The sequence below is a fragment of the Pseudomonas baltica genome, assembly GCF_031880315.1.
GTDB lineage: Bacteria > Pseudomonadota > Gammaproteobacteria > Pseudomonadales > Pseudomonadaceae > Aquipseudomonas.
In genome coordinates, this window is sequence record NZ_CP134771.1 from 5863414 (window position 1) to 5880956 (window position 17543).

General features: G+C 62.0%; 17 protein-coding genes. 14 read left to right on the top strand and 3 right to left on the bottom strand.

Translation table 11 applies throughout. From position 1 onward, the window contains the following. The first annotated feature begins 66 nt into the window (after positions 1-66). Positions 67-1461, top strand: coding sequence for an MFS transporter (locus REH34_RS26725; protein WP_311969810.1), 1395 nt, complete (start codon positions 67-69; stop codon positions 1459-1461). Positions 1462-1473: 12 nt separating this feature from the next. Next, on the top strand, positions 1474-2343 hold the full coding sequence (locus tag REH34_RS26730) for an oxaloacetate decarboxylase (RefSeq protein WP_226502101.1): 870 nt from the start codon (positions 1474-1476) through the stop codon (positions 2341-2343). 649 nt (positions 2344-2992) lie between these two features. On the opposite strand, the gene REH34_RS26735 is transcribed toward REH34_RS26730, so the two are convergent. Continuing rightward, positions 2993-4297 carry an MFS transporter gene (locus tag REH34_RS26735; protein ID WP_311969811.1) on the bottom strand — a complete coding sequence of 435 codons (1305 nt, stop codon included), beginning with the start codon at positions 4295-4297 and terminating at the stop codon, positions 2993-2995. A gap of 319 nt (positions 4298-4616) precedes the next feature. Between REH34_RS26735 and REH34_RS26740 the strand changes: the two genes are divergently transcribed. The 4 genes from REH34_RS26740 to REH34_RS26755 all read left to right on the top strand — a co-directional run bounded on the left by REH34_RS26740 (position 4617) and on the right by REH34_RS26755 (position 7544). After that, a complete protein-coding gene (locus tag REH34_RS26740) occupies positions 4617-5048 on the top strand; it encodes a DNA methylase (RefSeq protein WP_226502103.1) in 432 nt (143 codons plus the stop codon). Positions 5049-5133: 85 nt separating this feature from the next. Next, positions 5134-5394, top strand: a complete 261-nt coding sequence (locus REH34_RS26745) for a DUF1652 domain-containing protein (protein ID WP_226502104.1) — start codon at positions 5134-5136, stop codon at positions 5392-5394. A 55-nt stretch (positions 5395-5449) separates the two neighbouring features. After that, complete coding sequence (locus REH34_RS26750) at positions 5450-6259, top strand: shikimate dehydrogenase (RefSeq protein ID WP_226502105.1); 810 nt, start codon at positions 5450-5452, stop codon at positions 6257-6259. Between the two features lie 70 nt (positions 6260-6329). Then, a complete protein-coding gene (locus REH34_RS26755) occupies positions 6330-7544 on the top strand; it encodes a DUF2252 family protein (protein ID WP_311969812.1) in 1215 nt (404 codons plus the stop codon). A 123-nt stretch (positions 7545-7667) separates the two neighbouring features. Here the strand turns inward: REH34_RS26755 and REH34_RS26760 are convergent, their stop codons facing one another. Then, on the bottom strand, positions 7668-8711 hold the full coding sequence (locus REH34_RS26760; protein WP_226502107.1) for a purine nucleoside permease: 1044 nt from the start codon (positions 8709-8711) through the stop codon (positions 7668-7670). Positions 8712-9342: 631 nt separating this feature from the next. On the opposite strand from REH34_RS26760, the gene REH34_RS26765 reads away from it, so the two are divergent. The 4 genes from REH34_RS26765 to deoA are packed head-to-tail and all read left to right on the top strand — an operon-like array spanning position 9343 to position 13341. Further along, positions 9343-10242 (top strand): nucleoside-specific channel-forming protein Tsx, encoded by a 900-nt coding sequence (locus tag REH34_RS26765; RefSeq protein WP_311972170.1) that lies wholly within the window; start codon positions 9343-9345, stop codon positions 10240-10242. A gap of 41 nt (positions 10243-10283) precedes the next feature. Further along, entirely contained in the window at positions 10284-10691 is a 408-nt protein-coding gene (locus tag REH34_RS26770; protein WP_346015205.1) for a cytidine deaminase, read from the top strand. 43 nt (positions 10692-10734) lie between these two features. Beyond that, entirely contained in the window at positions 10735-12000 is a 1266-nt protein-coding gene (locus REH34_RS26775) for a NupC/NupG family nucleoside CNT transporter (RefSeq protein ID WP_311969814.1), read from the top strand. An 18-nt stretch (positions 12001-12018) separates the two neighbouring features. Further along, positions 12019-13341, top strand: coding sequence for a thymidine phosphorylase (gene deoA / locus REH34_RS26780; protein ID WP_311969815.1), 1323 nt, complete (start codon positions 12019-12021; stop codon positions 13339-13341). On the opposite strand, the gene REH34_RS26785 is transcribed toward deoA, so the two are convergent. After that, positions 13331-13594, bottom strand: coding sequence for a hypothetical protein (locus tag REH34_RS26785; RefSeq protein WP_226502111.1), 264 nt, complete (start codon positions 13592-13594; stop codon positions 13331-13333). The genes deoA and REH34_RS26785 overlap by 11 nt on opposite strands. Positions 13595-13811: 217 nt before the next feature. Here REH34_RS26785 and REH34_RS26790 point away from each other — a divergent pair, with 217 nt between their 5' ends. From REH34_RS26790 to REH34_RS26805, 4 genes are all read left to right on the top strand, one after another. Then, a complete protein-coding gene (locus tag REH34_RS26790; RefSeq protein ID WP_311969816.1) occupies positions 13812-14351 on the top strand; it encodes a DUF3833 domain-containing protein in 540 nt (179 codons plus the stop codon). A gap of 196 nt (positions 14352-14547) precedes the next feature. Continuing rightward, complete coding sequence (locus tag REH34_RS26795; RefSeq protein WP_311969817.1) at positions 14548-15459, top strand: LysR substrate-binding domain-containing protein; 912 nt, start codon at positions 14548-14550, stop codon at positions 15457-15459. 191 nt (positions 15460-15650) lie between these two features. After that, entirely contained in the window at positions 15651-16574 is a 924-nt protein-coding gene (locus REH34_RS26800; protein ID WP_226502114.1) for an N-carbamoyl-D-amino-acid hydrolase, read from the top strand. Between the two features lie 17 nt (positions 16575-16591). After that, positions 16592-17446: a D-amino-acid transaminase gene (locus REH34_RS26805; protein ID WP_311969818.1), complete on the top strand. Its 855-nt coding sequence runs from the start codon at positions 16592-16594 to the stop codon at positions 17444-17446. Positions 17447-17543 lie beyond the last annotated feature (97 nt).

The window sequence follows — 17543 nt, forward strand, 5'->3', positions numbered from 1 at the left end:
AAAGGACCGGCATCGGCTGCCCCTCAGTGGGACACAACAACAATAAGAACGGCAGGAGACTGCATCATGACAAGCACGGTAAATGCAGGTGCGCGGCTGGATCGGCTACCCACGTCGAGCTTCCATCGGCGCATTCTCTGGTTGATCGGTGGGGGCATGTTCCTCGACTCTTTCGATCTGTATCTGGCGGGCGGGGTGCTCGGCGAGCTGGCGCGCAGCGGGTGGTCGTCGTTGCTGCTCAACGCGGCGTTTTTGTCGTCGACCTTCATCGGCATGCTGATCGGTGCCATCGCCGCCGGTATCCTGGGCGACGCCAAAGGGCGCAAGTTCACCTATCAGTTCAACCTGGCGATTTTCGGCCTCGCGTCCCTGGCCGGTGCTTTCGCGCCGAACATGGAGTGGTTGATCGCGTGCCGCTTCATCATGGGCCTCGGGCTGGGCGCTGAGATTGTCGTCGGCTACGGCTCGATCGGCGAGTTCATCCCGCCGGCGGTGCGGGGTAAATGGTCGGCGTATCTGTCGCTGATCACTAACGCGGGGCTGTTCTTTTCGACCTTCATTGGTTTCCTGCTGATCCCGACCCTCGGTTGGCGCGCGATGTTCGCTATCGTCGGGATCGGTGCGCTGGTGATCTGGGTGCTGCGCAAAAAGATGCCCGAGTCGCCGCGCTGGCTGGAGTCCAAGGGGCGCTTGAGTGAGGCCAACGCGATCCTCGAAGAGATAGAAGCCGAGACGGCCCAGGGTCGCGCCTTGCCGCCGATCACCGAGAACTATGTCGCGCCAGTGCGCAAGACGCGGATGAGCGAGTTGTTCGGGCGGGCGTTGCGGCGCCGGACCTGGATCGCCATCTGCATTCAGGTGGCGATCAATATCGTCATCTATGGCTTTATCGTCTGGGTGCCGACCTTCCTGCTGCACCAGGGTATCGACCTCAAGGCCTCGCTGGGCTACACCGCGCTGATGTCTTTGGGTGGGCCGGCAGGCGCCTTGGTCGGAGCGCTGTTGGCCGATCGCATCGGGCGCAAGAACGGCATCATCGTCATCTCCATCGCGGCTGCGGTGGTGGGCTGGTTCTACGGCCAGTCCACCAGTATCAGCATGGCCGTGAGTCTGGGCTTCGTGCTGTTCACCTTGACCTATCTGCTGGTTGCGTTGGGCATCGCCACCTATATTCCGGAATTGTTCGCCACCGAAAATCGGATGCGCGGCAGTGGTGTGGCCGGCGCGGCGGGGCGTATTGCTGGCATCGTGGCGCCGCAGATCGTGGTTGCCGTGTATGCGCTGGGCAATATCGAAAACGTGCTGCTGGTGATCATCAGCGCCTTGCTGGTCATGGCCGTGGTGCTGTTTTTCTTCGGCGTTGAAACCAATCGTCGATCCCTTGAAGACATTGCGGTGCAGGTGCCTGAGCGGACTCGCGTCGAGCGCGCACTGGGCGTCACCAAAGACCTTCATCACTGAGTGAGATCTGTCATGAGTTCATCCTTGAGAAAGCAATTGAAAGCCAAGCTGGCCGGCGACGAGTTGGTAGTCGCACCGGGCGTGTTCGATCTGATTTCGGTGCGCATGGCCGACAGCCTTGGCTTCGACTGCCTGTACATGACCGGCTTCGGCACGGTGGCGTCCTATCTGGGCGAAGCCGATGCGGGCCTCGCCACTTACACCGACATGCTCAACCGGGTGACGGCGTTCTGCGCGGCCAGCCGTACGCCGATCATCTGCGATGCCGATACCGGTTATGGCGGGCTGTTGAACGTCGCTCATACCGTACGCGGCTATGAGCGGGCAGGGGCGGCGGGCATCCAGCTCGAGGACCAGGAATTTCCGAAAAAATGCGGCCATACGCCGGGGCGCCGAGTGATCGCCCAGAGCGATATGGTGCAGAAGATTCGCGTCGCGGTCGAAGCGCGGCAAGACCCGGACATGTTGATCGTCGCGCGTACCGATGCGCGCACTTCATTGGGTCTGGACGAAGCGATGCGCCGCTGCGATGCGTATTTGGAGGCAGGCGCCGATGTGCTGTTTCTCGAGTCGCCGGAGTCCGAGCAAGAGCTCGAAGCCATTGGTAAACGCTTCGATGTGCCGTTGCTGGTCAATGTGGTGGAAGGCGGGCGTACACCGCAACTGCCGCCGGCCGAGCTGCAACGTCTGGGTTTCTCGCTGGCCATTTATCCGGCGTCGGGGTTCCTGGCGGTGGCGAAGGCGCTGCATGAAGTCTATGGCGAATTGCGTGCGCGCAAGGGGACGGTGGGGCATCTGGATGAGCTTTATTCGTTCGAGAAGATGTGCGAGTTGATGGGGTTTCCGGCGGTTTGGGAGTTTGATCGCAAGCATGCGCAGTGATTGGGTGGTCAGTTTGAGGCTATTGGATTGCGGGGGTTCTGCTTTCGAGCCGGCCTTGGGGTCGCTGCCCCCCGCCATTGGCCCCTCGCTGACGCTCGGGGTTCCCGCGCTCCGGCACGCTTGCGCAGGGCACGCCCCGATGGGCCTTCCATGGCCCAACGGGGCTTGGCCGGCATCCATGCCGGCCATCCCTGCGCAAGCGTACCTCCACGCGGCCTGCTGGAAGGGGGCCGCGACCCCAAGGCCGGCTCGAAAGCAGAACAGTGATATTTGTGTTGTTACTCAAAAAAAGCTCTTTTTGGGGGGCACTTAAATTTCGACTGGTCCTTTGCTGCGGGCCTGTGCGGCCGCCCCTCCAGCAGGCCGCGTTCCGGCACCTGAAGAGAGGGCGATCCCGGCAGGATGCCGGGTCAGGCGCGTTGGGCCAGGGATGGCCCATTGCGCCGCGCCCTCTCTTCAGGTGCCGGAACGCGGGTACCCTGAGCCTAGGCGAAGGGCCAATGGGCAGGGCGAGCCGCACAGGCCCGCAGCAAAGGGCCACTCCCAATCTCCAGCCCACACGTGCCCAACCGCAGCTTACCGACCAACCCCCCATTCAGGCCCCATTTGCACCAGCGGCCGCAGAGGCAGGCAAACACCCGAGCCGATCCTAAGGCGTTTGCCCAACATGCCCTGCCGCCGAACTATTCGCCGACTCACCGCCATGCCTGACACCCTGCGGATGCTCTTCAGTCATATCCGCACCGGTCGCATCGGGCAGGCACAGCGCCGCAACGAATGCGATCGCATAGGAGCTGATCGCGAACACTCCCATGGCCGTCGGCAAACCCATTGCGGTCGAAGCGAAGCCCACCGCCGCCGGCATGATCGAGCCGAAACCGCGGCCGAAGCTGGTGCAAAAGCCTGCTCCATTGGCGCGGATGCGGGTGGGGTAGAGCTCAGCGAACGCGACTGGCAGCCCGGATGCCAAGCCACCTTGAAACGCACCGAGCAACAGCCCCAGGCCTAGGGTGACGGTCATATTGATCGGCGCAAACGTATAGACCGAAACCACGCAGGCCTGGCAAAGCAGAAACAGCAGGAACGCCTTGCCGCGGCTGATATGGTCACTGATACGCCCATACACGAACGGCCCCAGCAGCGAGCCGATGATATTCACCGCGAGATAACCGGAGGTCGAGGCCACCGGAAGGTTGAGCACCATGCGCATATAGGTGGGCAGCCAGGTGATCATGATGTAGGCGCCACCGAAGATACCGCTGGCCAGCACCGTACTGATCAGCGTGACCCGCCGATGTTGCGCGCCGAATATTTCCTTGATGTCGAGTTTCTTGCGTGGCTGACTGGCGGCTTGGGTGAAGGCTGCGGACTCTGGCACCAGGCGACGGATGAACCAGATCAGGAAAGCCGGTAGCAGGCCGATGGCGAAGAACGCGCGCCAGGCGATGTGTTCGGGCAGCCAGGCGAAAACCACGGGCATCAACGTGAGCGAAATCGCGTAGCCGACGGCATAGCCACTCTGCACCGATGCCGCCACACGACCGCGCAGCGCCGGGGTGATGGCTTCGCTGATCAGCACCGCGCCGACCACGGCCTCACCGCCGTAACCGATGCCCTGCAGGAAGCGCACCGGCAGGAATTCCCAGAAGCTGCTGCACAGGCCCGCCAGGCAGGTAAACGCCGCCACCCAAAGCACCGTGCCCTGCATCACCTTGATGCGCCCATAGCGGTCGGCGAGCAAACCTGCACCCCAACCGCCCAAGGCACTGCCGATCAACGACACCGATCCTAGTAACCCCGCATCCGACTTGGTCAGGGCAAGCACGGTCATCAACACCGGCATCATCAGTGCGTAGATGGTCGAGTCCATGGAATCGAGGGTGAAGCCACCGAAGCACGCCCAGTAGGTGCGTTTTTCCGTCGGCGTGAGTGCCGAGTACCAACCCAAGCGCATAGCGGATGTCCTTTTTTGTTGTGATTGCAGGACATCCTAAAGGGCTTGCCGTTGAGGCTCGGTACGAAAGGCTGATGGAGCGGCCGCTTTTGTTTATCGCTGGTTGAACATCGGCGCGCCATACGGAGCACCGGCGATCGCTTCGGTGCTGTTGACCTGCCTGCTGTGGTGGATTTGCGCTGGGCGGCGCAACAAGCCGCAGCCGATAGGTGAGGCAGTCTAGGGGTAGGGAAGGCGCCCGAACATCCTCGGTTGAACGTTCGGGCTCGCGCTTGTCTCCATATGTTGACCAGACCTGGGTCGCAGGGAGAGCACCACCTTGAGCAAAACCATCACTGCCCATGATCTCGATATTGCCCTCGAGCATGGCGATGAAGCCGGGCTGTTCAAATGGCTGCTCGCCAGTTTCCTCATGGGCAAACGCATCAGCGCCAGCATCGCCGCCGAGGCTTATCGGGTGATCGTAGTCAAGCATCAGCGCGATACGCCGCGCAAATTGGCCCATTGCAGCCACCGCGAACTGGTAGCGATGCTGGGTGAGGCGCGGTATTCACGTTATGACGAATCCACCGCCGAACGCCTGGTGCTGCTCGCCAACAAACTCCATGACGAGTATGGCGGCAAGGTCACCACCCTCCACGCGCAAAGCACCGACCGTCATGAGTTCGAGCAGCGCCTGCAAGCGTTCAAGGGCATTGGGCCCAAGACGGTGGAAATCTTCATGCGTGAGGCTGGCAAGGTGCTCTATTGAGCCACCGTGTGCCTATCTCCACGCTATGCTGCAACGACGGCTGCCAAGGTCAACAACAATAATCACATGACGTTCGGGGTACATCATGCTTTCTCATCTACAGCTGCGACACCTGCTGGAATCAGCCTTTCTGCCCAGCAAATGCAGGTGCGAAATAGACTCCAAAGGCACCATGACCGTGCATTTCATCAACCCCAGGAACGGCAAGATCGATCTGACGGTGGGTGAAATAGCGGCGAACAAGCTGGCATCGAGCCGCGCCATTGCTAACCTCATCGGTGAGCTGAAAGAGCAACACCGGCGCATTCCTCAAGAGCTCCAGGAGCGTCGGCGTCATCGACGCTGATGGCCGAAGCTGGCGCTCCACCCCGATAACATCAATAACAACGTCGGAGGCCCCCATGGTCGGTGGCGCAACGCAGCTGGTGGCGATCGTCGGTTCGCCCATTGCCCAGGTCAAATCCCCGGTCAATTTCAATACCTGGTTCCAGGATAACGGCCTGGATCTGACCATGATCCCCATCGATGTGCGCGCCGACGCCATCCGCGCATTCCTCGACTGCCTGCGCGGCTGGCAAAACATGCGTGGTTGCGTGATCACCGTTCCGTACAAGCAGGTGGTGACTCAGTATCTGGATCACCTCAGCGCCCGTGCCACGCTGCTGCGCTCGGTCAATGTGATCAGGCGCGAGGCGGACGGCACCTTGCTGGGCGACAACGTCGATGGCGAAGGGTTTTTGACTGCCGCGCGGCAACAGGGCTTCGAGCCCCATGGTCAGCGAGCCCTGGTACTTGGCGCGGGTGGGGTGGGCAGCGCGATCGCTTGCTCCCTGTGCGAAGCAGGCCTCAGCGAATTGGTGCTCACCGACCTCGACAGCGGCCGTGCCAGGGGCCTTGCCGACGTGCTGCACAATGCCTTCCCGGCGGTGCGTATCGGCCTGGCATACCGCTCGCTCGCAGGCTTTGCGCTGGTCGCCAATGCCTCGCCGCTCGGCATGCGGGCCACCGACGAACTGCCGCTGCCAGACGCCATGCTCGAGACGCTGACGCCCGGGTGCCTGGTGGCCGATGTGGTGACCTCACCTGCGGTCACGCCATTCTTGCAGCAGGCGCAGGCACGTGGCGCGCTGATCCAGACCGGCCCGCAGATGGCGCGCGCGCAAATGGGCAACCTCGGGGCGTTCATGGGGGTTACGCCTTCAGATATTTGAGGATATCTGAAATGTTTTGAAACATTCGCGTGGCGGTGGGTCAACCGCTCACACTTTTAAGACTGCCTGAATGAAAACGCCCCGTCCCGCCGCGCGTCTCGATGTACTCAACAATCTGCGTAACCTCAAAATGGCTCGTTCCGCACATGCGTACGTGCGCGGCAGCACCGTGCAGTTCTACGAGTGGCTGCACACTCAAGTCGGGCGCCGTCTGCCCAGCGGCCCTGCCGTGTGGATCTGTGGCGACTGCCATGCCGGCAACCTCGGCCCTACCGGCGACTTGAAAGGCAAAACCGACATTCACATTCGCGACCTCGATCAGACGGTCATCGGCAACCCGGCCCACGACCTGGTGCGCTTGGCCTTGTCCCTCGCCACCGCAGCCCGCGGATCGGACCTTCCTGGCGTCGCCACCGCGCAGATGCTCGAAGAAATGATGCGCGGCTACGAGCAGGCTTTCGAGGGCGATAGCGATGACGAACCGCCCAGACCTGCCCAGGTAAAGGCCGGCATGCGTAGCGCAGTGGCGCGGACCTGGAAGCACCTGGCCCAGGAACGTATCGAGGACACGCGGCCCACGATTCCGTTGGGCAAGCATTTCTGGTCGTTGTCAAAGGCCGAGCGCAGTGCCGTGGCTACGCTGTGCGATACGTCTGAAATGCACAGCCTGGTGACCGCCCTCAAGGGCCGCTCGCGGGATGACGACGTCGAGTTGCTCGACGCTGCTTATTGGGTCAAAGGTTGCAGTTCACTGGGGCTGCTCCGGTATGCGGCGCTGCTCGCTGTGGGCAAGGGCGACGACGTGGATTACTGCCTGGTGGATATCAAGGAAGCTGTACGCGCCGCAGCGCCGCGGGTGCCGAGGGCGAAAATGCCACGTGACAACGGTCAGCGGGTGGTGGAGGGCGCTCGCGCTTTATCGCCGGGGCTGGGTGACCGGATGATCGCCGCGCGCATGCTCGACCACGGCTTTTTCATTCGCGAATTGTTGCCTCAGGACTTGAAGCTTGAACTCGATCAACTGAGCCAGCGCGAGGCAATGTCCGCCGCCGGCTACCTCGCCCGCGTGGTCGGCCTGGCACACGCGCGGCAAATGGACCTGGCCACGCGTTCGTCATGGATAAAAGACCTGCAGCTCAACCGTTCGCATACACTCGATGCACCCTCATGGCTGTGGTCCAGCGTGGTGCAGTTGGTCGGTGATCACGAGAAGGGCTATCTAGAGCATTGCCGTCGATATGCGCTGGAGCAGGAGCGCAACGCTGTTCGCGCCGCCCGTAAATGACCGCTACAGCGCGCCCTCCAACAGCAGACGCTTCACTCCCGGCGTCTGCTGATTGATCGGGCCCGGATAGTCGATCAACGGTGGTTTAGCGGTTGATCTCGATCACAAGCTGCGGCGTCGCACTCAGCTGGCCGGCACGCCTTTCTCCCACTCGCCCCAATGCTCGACGATGTTCTGCACCAGCGGATTGCCCGCGCGGTACAGGTTCTCGAGCGCCGGCACGAAGCCGCCCTGATCGGCGTACTTGAGCAGGTTGTCTACTTCGCTGTACCCAGGATACGGCCGATCGAAATCCGAGCCCGCGCGCACCACCGCCAAGCGCGAGATGTCGACCTTGCCGGCGCTACTGGCGCGCAGCAGGGCCTCGTAGGTGGAGTTGTCTTCCTGCTGGGTGGTGCAGTACGTGCCCTTGTTATCGGTCAGCAACTTGGTCCACACCTCGGCCCGCTCGCTCAGCCGCGTGCCTGAAAACCAGGTGTTGCCCGCCAGGGTGTCGCACTGAGTGACCTTGGGTGCCTGATTGGCCGGTGCATAGGGGTAGTGCTGGCGCCAGGCGCTGGATTCCTTGCTCTCGCTCAACACCACGTCCTTGGACAGCGCCAGGGCCTTGGCCTGCAGGACCGGATTGAGCTCGAAGACTTCGGTCTTGTAGTCCAGCGGCGGTTTCTCGTTGGGGCCTTTGGTGTTGATGCCGATATAGCCGGTCGGCCAGTTCTTGGGCGCATCGCGTGAATCGATTTCCCACTGCGTGCCGAATTCCACCAGATAGTGCGCCCAGGCCGCAGTACCGATCGTGCCGTGGTGCGGGTTGATGCCAGCGATGCCGGCGACCACGAAGTAGGTCTTGCGCAGGTCGAATTGGCTGGACAGGCCGAGCGCCAAGGTGGAGGCCGCAGCGTTGGTCTGACCCATGCCGGTGACCATCAGGCACACCTGTTGCGCGTTGCAGCGCACCGCCGGATATTCGGCCGACAGGCCCGGCACCTTGATCTCCTGAGTGAGTTTGAGGCGATCGATCCAGTTCTGTGCCTCGGGGGCGAACATGGTGATCAGCATGACTTTCGGGGTTACCGGGGCAGCGGGCGCTGTGGCGGCCCAGGCGGTGCTGGCGCCGAGGGCGGCGACGGTGAGGCCGATAGTGGCCGCGAGACGAGAACAAACGAACATAGAAGCTCCATGCCAAATGATGGGATGACCTGCATGCTGACTGCACAAGGGCAAAGCGCAGTCGCTAGCAGGGCTTACGGACGTAGCAGGATGCAGGCCAACAAGTTGTCCGAGCCGTCAAGTATTGGCCACGCTGGCGAATCTGCAACACCCGGTTACAGAAGCGGCATTGTGCCATGCCTGCGATTGCGCCAAAACCGCGCACCCCGCACAAACCAGGTGCTCCGAAGTAGATCAAATGGTCAGAAAAAACCTGACCGATCACTCAAGCTCCCGCAAATACTGGGCAAGCCATGAATGGCATGCATTCTGCTTTAGAGACATCCGCTAAATGGGCCGGTATTCAATGAGTGAATATCTGTAGGAAGTTTCTGAAAAGGATCGGATTGATGCCGCGAATAATGTATTAGTTCGACGCAACGTCGAATATCTCCCTGCTGCTCTTCGAACAATGAGCAATCGATAGATCAATCCGCCGACGGGCCAGACAGGTCAGGGTACAACTGTGCCCGGGCGCTGCAGGCGGTCGGGCAAGTGCGTGCCAAGGAGCTTCATAGTGAATACCAGAGCAGTGCGTCATGCAGTTTCACGTCGGCGAACAATAGTGTCGAATACCCTCGGTATCGCTGCCTTGGGCCTGACCGGCAGCGTTTCCTGCTGGGCCGCCACAGCGCCGGCAAAGGGCGTCGACAGTGCTCAGGGCGAAGACTTGAGTTATGAAGTCGCGCCGGCCAATACCAACCAGAAAGCAGCCCCTTGGTATAACCAGAACTTCACCCTGATCGGCAGCAAGGACATCAGTTACGGCCCGCGACCGTCCGATGACATCTACCTTGAATACGAGTATTTCGGCCGCAAGGGCCCGTTCGAACTGTACGGCTACATCGACGCGCCAAAGATCCTCGGCATTGGCAACAGCAACGACAGCGGCGCGTGGGACAAGGGCTCGCCGATCTTCATGGAGCACGAGCCGCGTATTTCCATCGACGAGTTGGTCGGTCGCAAGCTCGGTTTCGGCCTGTTCAAGGAGTTCTACATCGCCTTCGACTGGATCTACGACATGGGCCACAACAAGGCCGGGCGGGCAAACACCCTGTATACCGGCCTGGGTACCGATATCGACACCCACAGCCCGGTCAATCTGTCGGCCAACTTCTATGCCCGTCGTCAGTGGGAGAACTACGGTGCGTCCAACGAAAACTCCTGGGATGGCTATCGGGCGCAACTGAAATACATATTGCCTCTGGGCAAATATTCCAACGGCGCGTCGCTCACCTATGTAGGCTTCACCAACTTCGATTTCGGTTCGGACCTGCACGACGAGCCCGGTTCGCCGCGCACCGCCAATGCAACAGTGGCCACTAACGTTCTGCTTTATTCATTTACCCATATGCGCTTCATGGCAGTTGGCCGCTACTTCCATAATGGGGGTAACTGGAAAGACGGCAGCCAACTTGATTTTGGTGATGGGCCGTTTGAGGCACGTTCCAACGGTTGGGGTTACTATTTCGGCGTTGGCTATCAGTTCTGAACTGGCGGCACTCCCTTATTAACGAGCACATGATAAATCCGATGACTGAAACCTGTGATCATGACGACCTGTTGGCCGAGGCCAAGGCCGCCGCGCAACACACCTATTCGCCCTATTCGAAGTTCCCCGTGGGCGCCGCGCTGCTGACCGCCGAGGGCGCGATCATTCATGGCTGCAACGTCGAAAACATCTCCTACGGGCTGACCAACTGCGCCGAGCGCTCGGCGCTGTTCGCGGCCATCAGCCATGGTTTGCCGCCGCGCAGCTTCAAGGCGATGGCGGTGTATGCGCCCAACGTGGCGCTGATCAGCCCTTGCGGTGCCTGTCGTCAGGTGTTGCTGGAGCTGATGGCGCCTGACGCCGTGATCATCTGCGCGGGCAGTGATCCGGCGGCTACCCGCGTCTGGACGCTCGACCAACTGCTGCCCGGCGCATTCGACGCCTTCTGAGCCACGCCACGCAATCACCCTTCGGGGGTTCGGAGATAACTGCATGATCAGTCTTGTCGGCATGGCGGTCCTTGTGCTCGTCGCCATCCTGTTGTCCACCCAGCGTCGCGCCATCAAGTGGCGCACGGTGTCTGTCGCCCTGGCCTTGCAGGTACTCATCGGCGCCTTTGCCCTGTACGTGCCCTGGGGGCAAGAGGCGCTCGGTTCGTTGTCGGGCGCGGTGGCGTCCTTGCAGCTGTACGCCGACAAAGGCATCGCCTTCATGTTCGGCGGCCTCGGTTCGCCGCACATGTTCGAGCTGTTCGGCAGCGGCGGTTTCGTCTTTGCCATCCGCGTGCTGCCGATGCTGGTGTTCTTCGGCAGCTTCATCTCGGTGCTGTACTACATCGGCGTGATGGGCTGGGTAATCCGCCTGTTGGGTGGCGTGCTGCGCTGGTTGCTGGGCACCAGCCGCGTCGAATCGATGGTGGTGACCTCGGCGATTTTCGTCGGCCAGTCCGAAGTACCGCTGGTGGTACGGCCCTTTATCGCGAGGATGACGCGCTCCGAATTGTTCGCGGTGATGGTCGGTGGTTTTGCTGCCGTGGCCGGCTCCGTGCTGTTGGGCTATGCGGGCATGGGGGTTGAACTCAAATACCTGATCGCTGCGTGCTTCATGTCCGCACCGGGGGCCTTGCTGATGGCCAAGCTGATGGAGCCGGAGACCGAAGTGGTCAACGACGACATGATGCTCGAAGAGCTCAAGGACCCGGAAAACCGCCCGGCCAACATCGTCGACGCCGCCGCCGAAGGGGCACAGGTCGGCTTGCGCCTGGCCATGGCGGTGGGAGCGATGCTGATCGCCTTCATCGGCTTGATCGCATTGCTCAACGGCTTGCTGGGCTGGGCCGGCGGCTGGTTGGGCTACCCGCAATTGACCTTGCAGTTGATCCTCGGCTACCTGCTCGCGCCGGTGGCTTTTCTGATCGGTGTGCCCTGGCACGAAGCGGTACTGGCGGGTGGATTCATCGGCGAGAAGCTGACCCTCAACGAATTCGTCGCCTATGCGGATCTGGCCAATTACCTCACCCCCGAAAAGGCCAGCGCTGCCGGTGTATCGGTGTTGTCGGTACACACCCAGGTCATCGTCACCTTTGCCCTGTGCGGGTTCGCCAATCTGTCGTCGATCGCCATTCAACTGGCCGGCCTCAGTGGTATCGCCCCGCAGCGCCGTCACGAGCTGGCACGCCTGGGGTTGCGGGCGATGATCGGCGGTACCTTGTCGAATTTGATGAGCGCGGCCATCGTCGGCTTTTTCATTTCGTTGTAAGACAGGAGGTCGACAGCCATGTGGCTTGCTCAGGAAGTGATTCGCCGCAAACGTGATGGGGGCGTGCTCGACGCCGACGATATCCGTCGTTTCGTCGCCGGCATCAGCGACTCGAGCCTCAGCGAAGGCCAGGTCGCTGCGTTCGCCATGGCGGTACTGCTCAAAGGCATGAACATCGAAGAGCGCATCGCCCTGACTGCGGCAATGCGCGACTCCGGCCAGGTGCTGCACTGGGACCTGCCAGGGCCGGTGGTGGACAAGCATTCCACCGGCGGCGTGGGCGACATGATCAGCTTGCCGCTCGCGCCATTGCTGGCGGCCTGCGGCTGTTTTGTGCCGATGATTTCCGGACGCGGGCTTGGGCACACCGGCGGCACCCTCGACAAACTGGAGAGCATTCCCGGTTACGACTGCCAGCCGAGCCTGGAGCGCTTTCGCCAGATCGTTGCCGAGGTGGGCTGCGCGATCATCGGCCAGACCGCCGACCTGGCACCGGCCGACAAGCGCCTGTACGCCATTCGCGACATGACCGGCACGGTCGAGTCGCTGGACTTGATCACTGCGTCGATCCTCTCGAAAAAACTCGCCGCCGGCCTCGACGTGCTGGTGATGGACGTCAAGACCGGCAACGGCGCGTTCATGGCCCAGGCCGAGGACGCTGCCAAGCTGGCTCGCAGCATTGCCGACGTGGCCAATGGCGCGGGCGTGCGCACCACGGCGCTGGTGACCGACATGAACCAGCCGCTGGCGCGCAGTGCCGGTAACGGCCTGGAAGTCGCCGAGGCGGTGGCGTTGCTGCAAGGGGAGGTGCGCAGCCCGCGGCTGTGGGAGCTGACCCTCAGCCTGGCCGAGCAGGCATTGATGCTGGCCGGGCTGGCGGCCACCGAAGCGCAGGCGCGGGCACAGTTGCTAGAGGTGTGGCGCAGCGGCGCGGCGCTGCAGCGCTTTGGGCAAATGATCGCGGCACTGGGCGGGCCGCAAGACTTCATCCACTCTCCCCAGCACTACCTGCCAGCGGCGGCCTTCAGCAGGCCGGTGTGGGCCGAGCACAGCGGCACGGTGAGCGCTGTCGACACTCGCGCCGTCGGCATGGCGGTGGTCGAACTGGGCGGCGGACGGCGTCGCCCGCAGGACCAGGTCGACCCTGCGGTGGGTTTCAGCGAGCTGCGTTTTATCGGTGAACAGGTCGATGACACTCAGCCGCTGGGCTGGGTCCACGGGCAAACAGCGGACGCCGTGGAGCGGGCCACGCTAGCGCTGCAAGCGGCCTATCGTATCGGCGCGGCGGCGCAAATCAGCACGCCGCTGGTGGCCGAGCGGATCGTCGCCCTCAGGCCCTGACGTGCGCTACCGCTTCGGCCGGCCTGGAGGATTGGAACTTCATTGCCTTGATCCCGCTCAGACGCTCCAGGTACCGCTGGCCCTCAGGGTTGAGGGTGAGCTGGGCTAGCCCGGGGGCGCTGCTGTTGATGATCACGTATTTGCACGCGACCAGGACCTGCAGTTCGTTCGCGTCCTTGTCGGGAATGTTCTGCCATTGACCAGAATGGATCAGCTCTAGCAGTTCCAAATGCTTTTGGTCGTATGTGTTCATTGAAAGGTACGTTCGCGAAGGTCCTGTGGGGTTGCGATGATAGCGTTTTAGAATCACTGTCGGGGGGCTTTTATCAGCTTTCAGATGAGAGGGCCTCCCGTCTGTCATCCGATTTGCGTAAGCCGACGTACAACCCCCGTGCTCCCACGACTCTGTGCCGATTCCCGCTACCCAACCCGAACAGCGCCGCCGCGGCGCGATGCCGAGACTACCTTCCATGCGCCCATTACTGCTGTCAGTCGTCGTTTTGCTCTTATCCGCATGCGGCAACGTCCCGGTTGAGCACTACCGCGACGAAACCCCACGCCTCGACCTGCCGCACTTCTTCACCGGCCAGTTGCAAGCCAGCGGGATCTTTCAGAAACGCTCCGGCGAGGTGGCCAAGCGCTTCAGGGTCGATATCAACGGCCACATGCAAGGCCCCAACCTGATCCTCGACGAGCGCTTCGTCTACAGCGACGGCACCAGACAGCAACGTACCTGGACCCTGGTGCCTACCGGTAATGGCCACTGGCAGGGCACAGCGGGCGATGTGATCGGTGTCGCCGAAGGGCAGGTGTCCGGCAATACCCTGCATTGGAAGTACACCTTGGACTTGGAAGTCGACGGCACCCGGCATCCAGTGCAGCTGGATGACTGGATGTTCTTGATGGATGACAACACACTGGTCAACCGTTCGTATATGTCGAAGTTCGGGGTGGAGGTGGGGCAGATCAGTTTGTTCTTTACGCGGGCGACCGCAGCGCCAGCGCGCTAGCGGCGGCGCATCGACCGTCAACGCATACGTAGCGACCAGGCCATCAGGCCGAGCGTCCGCGAGATCATCTGCAGTGTCAGCAAGACCGCGAATCATGCCGATCTGTCCACTGGCCTGCTAATTGCTAACCACCCCATAACCTGCTGTTAAGCGTCAGCCATTCCCCAGGCGCCAGTCAGGTCATCGAGGGAGGTCAATGCAGTCGCTCAACCTGCGCCAGATCGAAGTGTTCCGCGCGGTGATGATCACCGGTTCCATCAACGGCGCCGCGCAATTATTGCTGGTCTCGCAACCTGCAGTCAGCCGCATGCTCTCGCACACCGAGGCGCGCATCGGCTTTCAGTTGTTCGAGCGGGTCAAGGGGCGGCTGTACCCATCGCCCGAGGCGCGCCGGTTGTTCACTGACGTCGAATCGGTGTACCGCGACATCCAGCGGGTCAACACCACGCTGCATGATCTGGTCCAGCAACGCCACGGCGTACTGCGTATCGCCAGCAGCCCCAGCCTGGGGCATCAAATGGTCCCGGATGCCATCGCCGCCTTCCGCCGGTGCAATACCGATATCCGCGTCAGCCTCGAATGCCTGCGCCATGTGCTGCTGCGCGATCGCTTGCTCGATCAGCAGGCCGACCTGGGCATCTCGTTATTCCCCATCGATCATCCGAATCTGCGCGCCGTGCCGCTGAGCGATATTCGCGTGCTGATGGTCTGTCCGGCGGGCCATGAGCTGACGCGTGTGCCGGCCGACGAACTGCCCCAGGCCCTGGCCGCCGCGCCCTTTGTCGGCTATCCATCGGACACGCCATTCTTCAGTTTCGTCAAGCCGGCGTTCGAGCGTGTGGGCCTGGCTTACCGACCGGACATCGACGTCGACTCGCCGCATCACGCCTGCGCACTGGTCAAGAACGGCGCCGGTTTCGCGGTGGTCGACGAGATTTCCTGGCGCGCCTCGGGCACCGAGCGCATGGCCGTGCTGCCCATTTTGATCGACGAGCGCTTGACGGTCAGCCTGGTGCATCTGCGTCGCGAACCCCTCGCGCAGCTGGCCCAGACCTTCGTGGAGCAGCTGCGCGGTACCCTGAGCGACAGCGGGTTCGAACTCTTTTGAGCCCAGGCACAGGCTCCCGGGCTTGCGGGGTCGGCGGCGAAGCTGCGCTATTAACAACAGTGATTAACAACAGGTTAATCACTGCCTACGTATTGGCATACGACAGCGTGCACCGATCCTCCCACACTGGGCCCCTCGTATCGCAACACGGTTCGCCGGCACCGCGCCGGTCTTGGGGGAGGAAATACCACATGCGCGAAATCATCATCGGCGGCGCTCAACTGGGCGCCATCCAGAAGGCCGATTCCAGGGCCTCAGTGGTCCAGCGTATGCTGGTGCTGCTGGAGCAGGCGCGCCAACAAGGCTGCGAACTGGTGGTGTTTCCGGAGCTGGCGCTGACGACGTTTTTCCCGCGCTGGTTCATGCCTGATCAGGCGCAAGTCGACACCTGGTTCGAAGCCCAGATGCCCAGCGACACGACTCGCCCGCTGTTCGATTTTTCCCGTGAGCATGGCATCGCCATCTCCTTCGGCTATGCCGAGCTGACCCCCGAAGGGCAGCACTTCAACACCTCCATCATCACCGACCGGCAAGGCAACATCGTCGGCAAATACCGCAAGGTGCACCTGCCTGGGCATGTCGAATTCGACACCACGCGGGATTTTCAGCATCTGGAAAAACGCTATTTTCTGCCCGGCGACCTGGGCTTCCCGACCTGGGAAAGCCAAGGCGCCGTGATGGGCATGTGCATCTGCAACGACCGCCGCTGGCCGGAGACCTATCGGGTCATGGGCCTGCAAGGCGTCGAGCTGATCACTTTGGGCTACAACACGCCGTCGATCAATTCGCAAAAGCGTGGCGAAGGTGAAGAGCACAGGCTGTTCCATTCCGAGCTGTGCATGCAGGCAGGGGCTTACCAGAATGCGACCTGGGTGGTCGGCGTGGCCAAGGCCGGGGTCGAGGACGGTTTTCCGTTGATGGGTGGCAGCGTGATTGTCGACCCCAATGGTTTCGTGGTGGCCAGAGCGCAAGGGCAGGGCGATGAACTGATCGTGCATGCCTGTGACATGGACCTGTGCAACTTCGGCAAAACCACGATCTTCGATTTCGCCCGCCACCGACGCATCGAACACTACGGCATCATTACCCGTCAGACGGGCGTGCAACGCCCCTGAACCGGAGAAACCCCGCTATGCGCAGCCTGTACTTGAATGGGGCGTTCGTCCCCGAAGACGAAGCGAAGATTTCGGTCTTCGACCGCGGCTTCATGTTCGCCGATGCGATCTATGAAGTGACCGCAGTGCTGCACGGCAAGCTGGTGGACTTCGATCTGCATCTGGCGCGCCTGGCGCGGTCACTGGCTGAGATGGCGCTGGCGTTGCCGCTCGACAATGCGCAGTTGCTGGCGATCCATCGCGAGCTGATCGAACGCAACGCCCTGCACGAAGGCCTGGTGTACCTGCAGGTCAGCCGTGGCACCGAAGACCGCAACTTCCTTTATCCGCCCGCCGGTAGCCCGCCGACGGTGGTGCTTTATACCCAGGCCAAAGTGGTGCTCGAAAGCCCCCTGGCCAAACGTGGCATGAACATCATCGGCCTGCCTGACTTGCGCTGGGGCCGCAGCGATATCAAGACCACGCAGTTGCTCTACGCCTGCATGGCCAAGGAGCAGGCCAAGGCCCAGGGCGCCGATGATGCCTGGTTGGTGAAAGACGGCTTCGTCACGGAGGGCACTTCCAACAACGCCTTTATCATTACTCACGACGGCGCGGTCGTGACGCGCGAGCTGTCCCGCGCCTTGTTGCCCGGCATCACCCGTGGCGCGCTGATCGCGCTGGTCAAGGAGCACGACTTGCGCCTTGAAGAGCGCGCCTACACCCTTGAAGAGGCGCAAAACGCCGCCGAGGCGTTCATCACCTCGAGCACGTCATTCGTCTACCCAGTGGTCACCATCGACGGTCACGCCGTGGGCGATGGCAAACCCGGCGTGCTCACGCAACGCCTGCGCCAGCTGTACATCGACCATGCGCTTGCGGTGATCGCCTGATCATCGTTCGCCACCGCCCAGGCGTGCACAGAGACGCCGGGCCTTGCCACCGATTTGTGCATCACACAGCAAGACTGCCGACACCGACCCTAGCCCT

What these genes read in the sequence shown, in the direction of transcription:
- REH34_RS26735 (WP_311969811.1), bottom strand. Translation starts at nt 4,297, where the DNA reads ATGCGCTTGGGTTGGTACTCGGCACTCACGCCGACGGAAAAACGCACC.
- REH34_RS26800 (WP_226502114.1), top strand. Translation starts at nt 15,651, where the DNA reads ATGCGCGAAATCATCATCGGCGGCGCTCAACTGGGCGCCATCCAGAAG.
- REH34_RS26730 (WP_226502101.1), top strand. Translation starts at nt 1,474, where the DNA reads ATGAGTTCATCCTTGAGAAAGCAATTGAAAGCCAAGCTGGCCGGCGAC.
- REH34_RS26790 (WP_311969816.1), top strand. Translation starts at nt 13,812, where the DNA reads ATGCGCCCATTACTGCTGTCAGTCGTCGTTTTGCTCTTATCCGCATGC.
- REH34_RS26770 (WP_346015205.1), top strand. Translation starts at nt 10,284, where the DNA reads ATGACTGAAACCTGTGATCATGACGACCTGTTGGCCGAGGCCAAGGCC.
- REH34_RS26750 (WP_226502105.1), top strand. Translation starts at nt 5,450, where the DNA reads ATGGTCGGTGGCGCAACGCAGCTGGTGGCGATCGTCGGTTCGCCCATT.
- REH34_RS26775 (WP_311969814.1), top strand. Translation starts at nt 10,735, where the DNA reads ATGATCAGTCTTGTCGGCATGGCGGTCCTTGTGCTCGTCGCCATCCTG.
- REH34_RS26755 (WP_311969812.1), top strand. Translation starts at nt 6,330, where the DNA reads ATGAAAACGCCCCGTCCCGCCGCGCGTCTCGATGTACTCAACAATCTG.
- REH34_RS26795 (WP_311969817.1), top strand. Translation starts at nt 14,548, where the DNA reads ATGCAGTCGCTCAACCTGCGCCAGATCGAAGTGTTCCGCGCGGTGATG.
- REH34_RS26725 (WP_311969810.1), top strand. Translation starts at nt 67, where the DNA reads ATGACAAGCACGGTAAATGCAGGTGCGCGGCTGGATCGGCTACCCACG.
- REH34_RS26745 (WP_226502104.1), top strand. Translation starts at nt 5,134, where the DNA reads ATGCTTTCTCATCTACAGCTGCGACACCTGCTGGAATCAGCCTTTCTG.
- REH34_RS26760 (WP_226502107.1), bottom strand. Translation starts at nt 8,711, where the DNA reads ATGTTCGTTTGTTCTCGTCTCGCGGCCACTATCGGCCTCACCGTCGCC.
- REH34_RS26805 (WP_311969818.1), top strand. Translation starts at nt 16,592, where the DNA reads ATGCGCAGCCTGTACTTGAATGGGGCGTTCGTCCCCGAAGACGAAGCG.
- REH34_RS26785 (WP_226502111.1), bottom strand. Translation starts at nt 13,594, where the DNA reads ATGAACACATACGACCAAAAGCATTTGGAACTGCTAGAGCTGATCCAT.
- deoA (WP_311969815.1), top strand. Translation starts at nt 12,019, where the DNA reads ATGTGGCTTGCTCAGGAAGTGATTCGCCGCAAACGTGATGGGGGCGTG.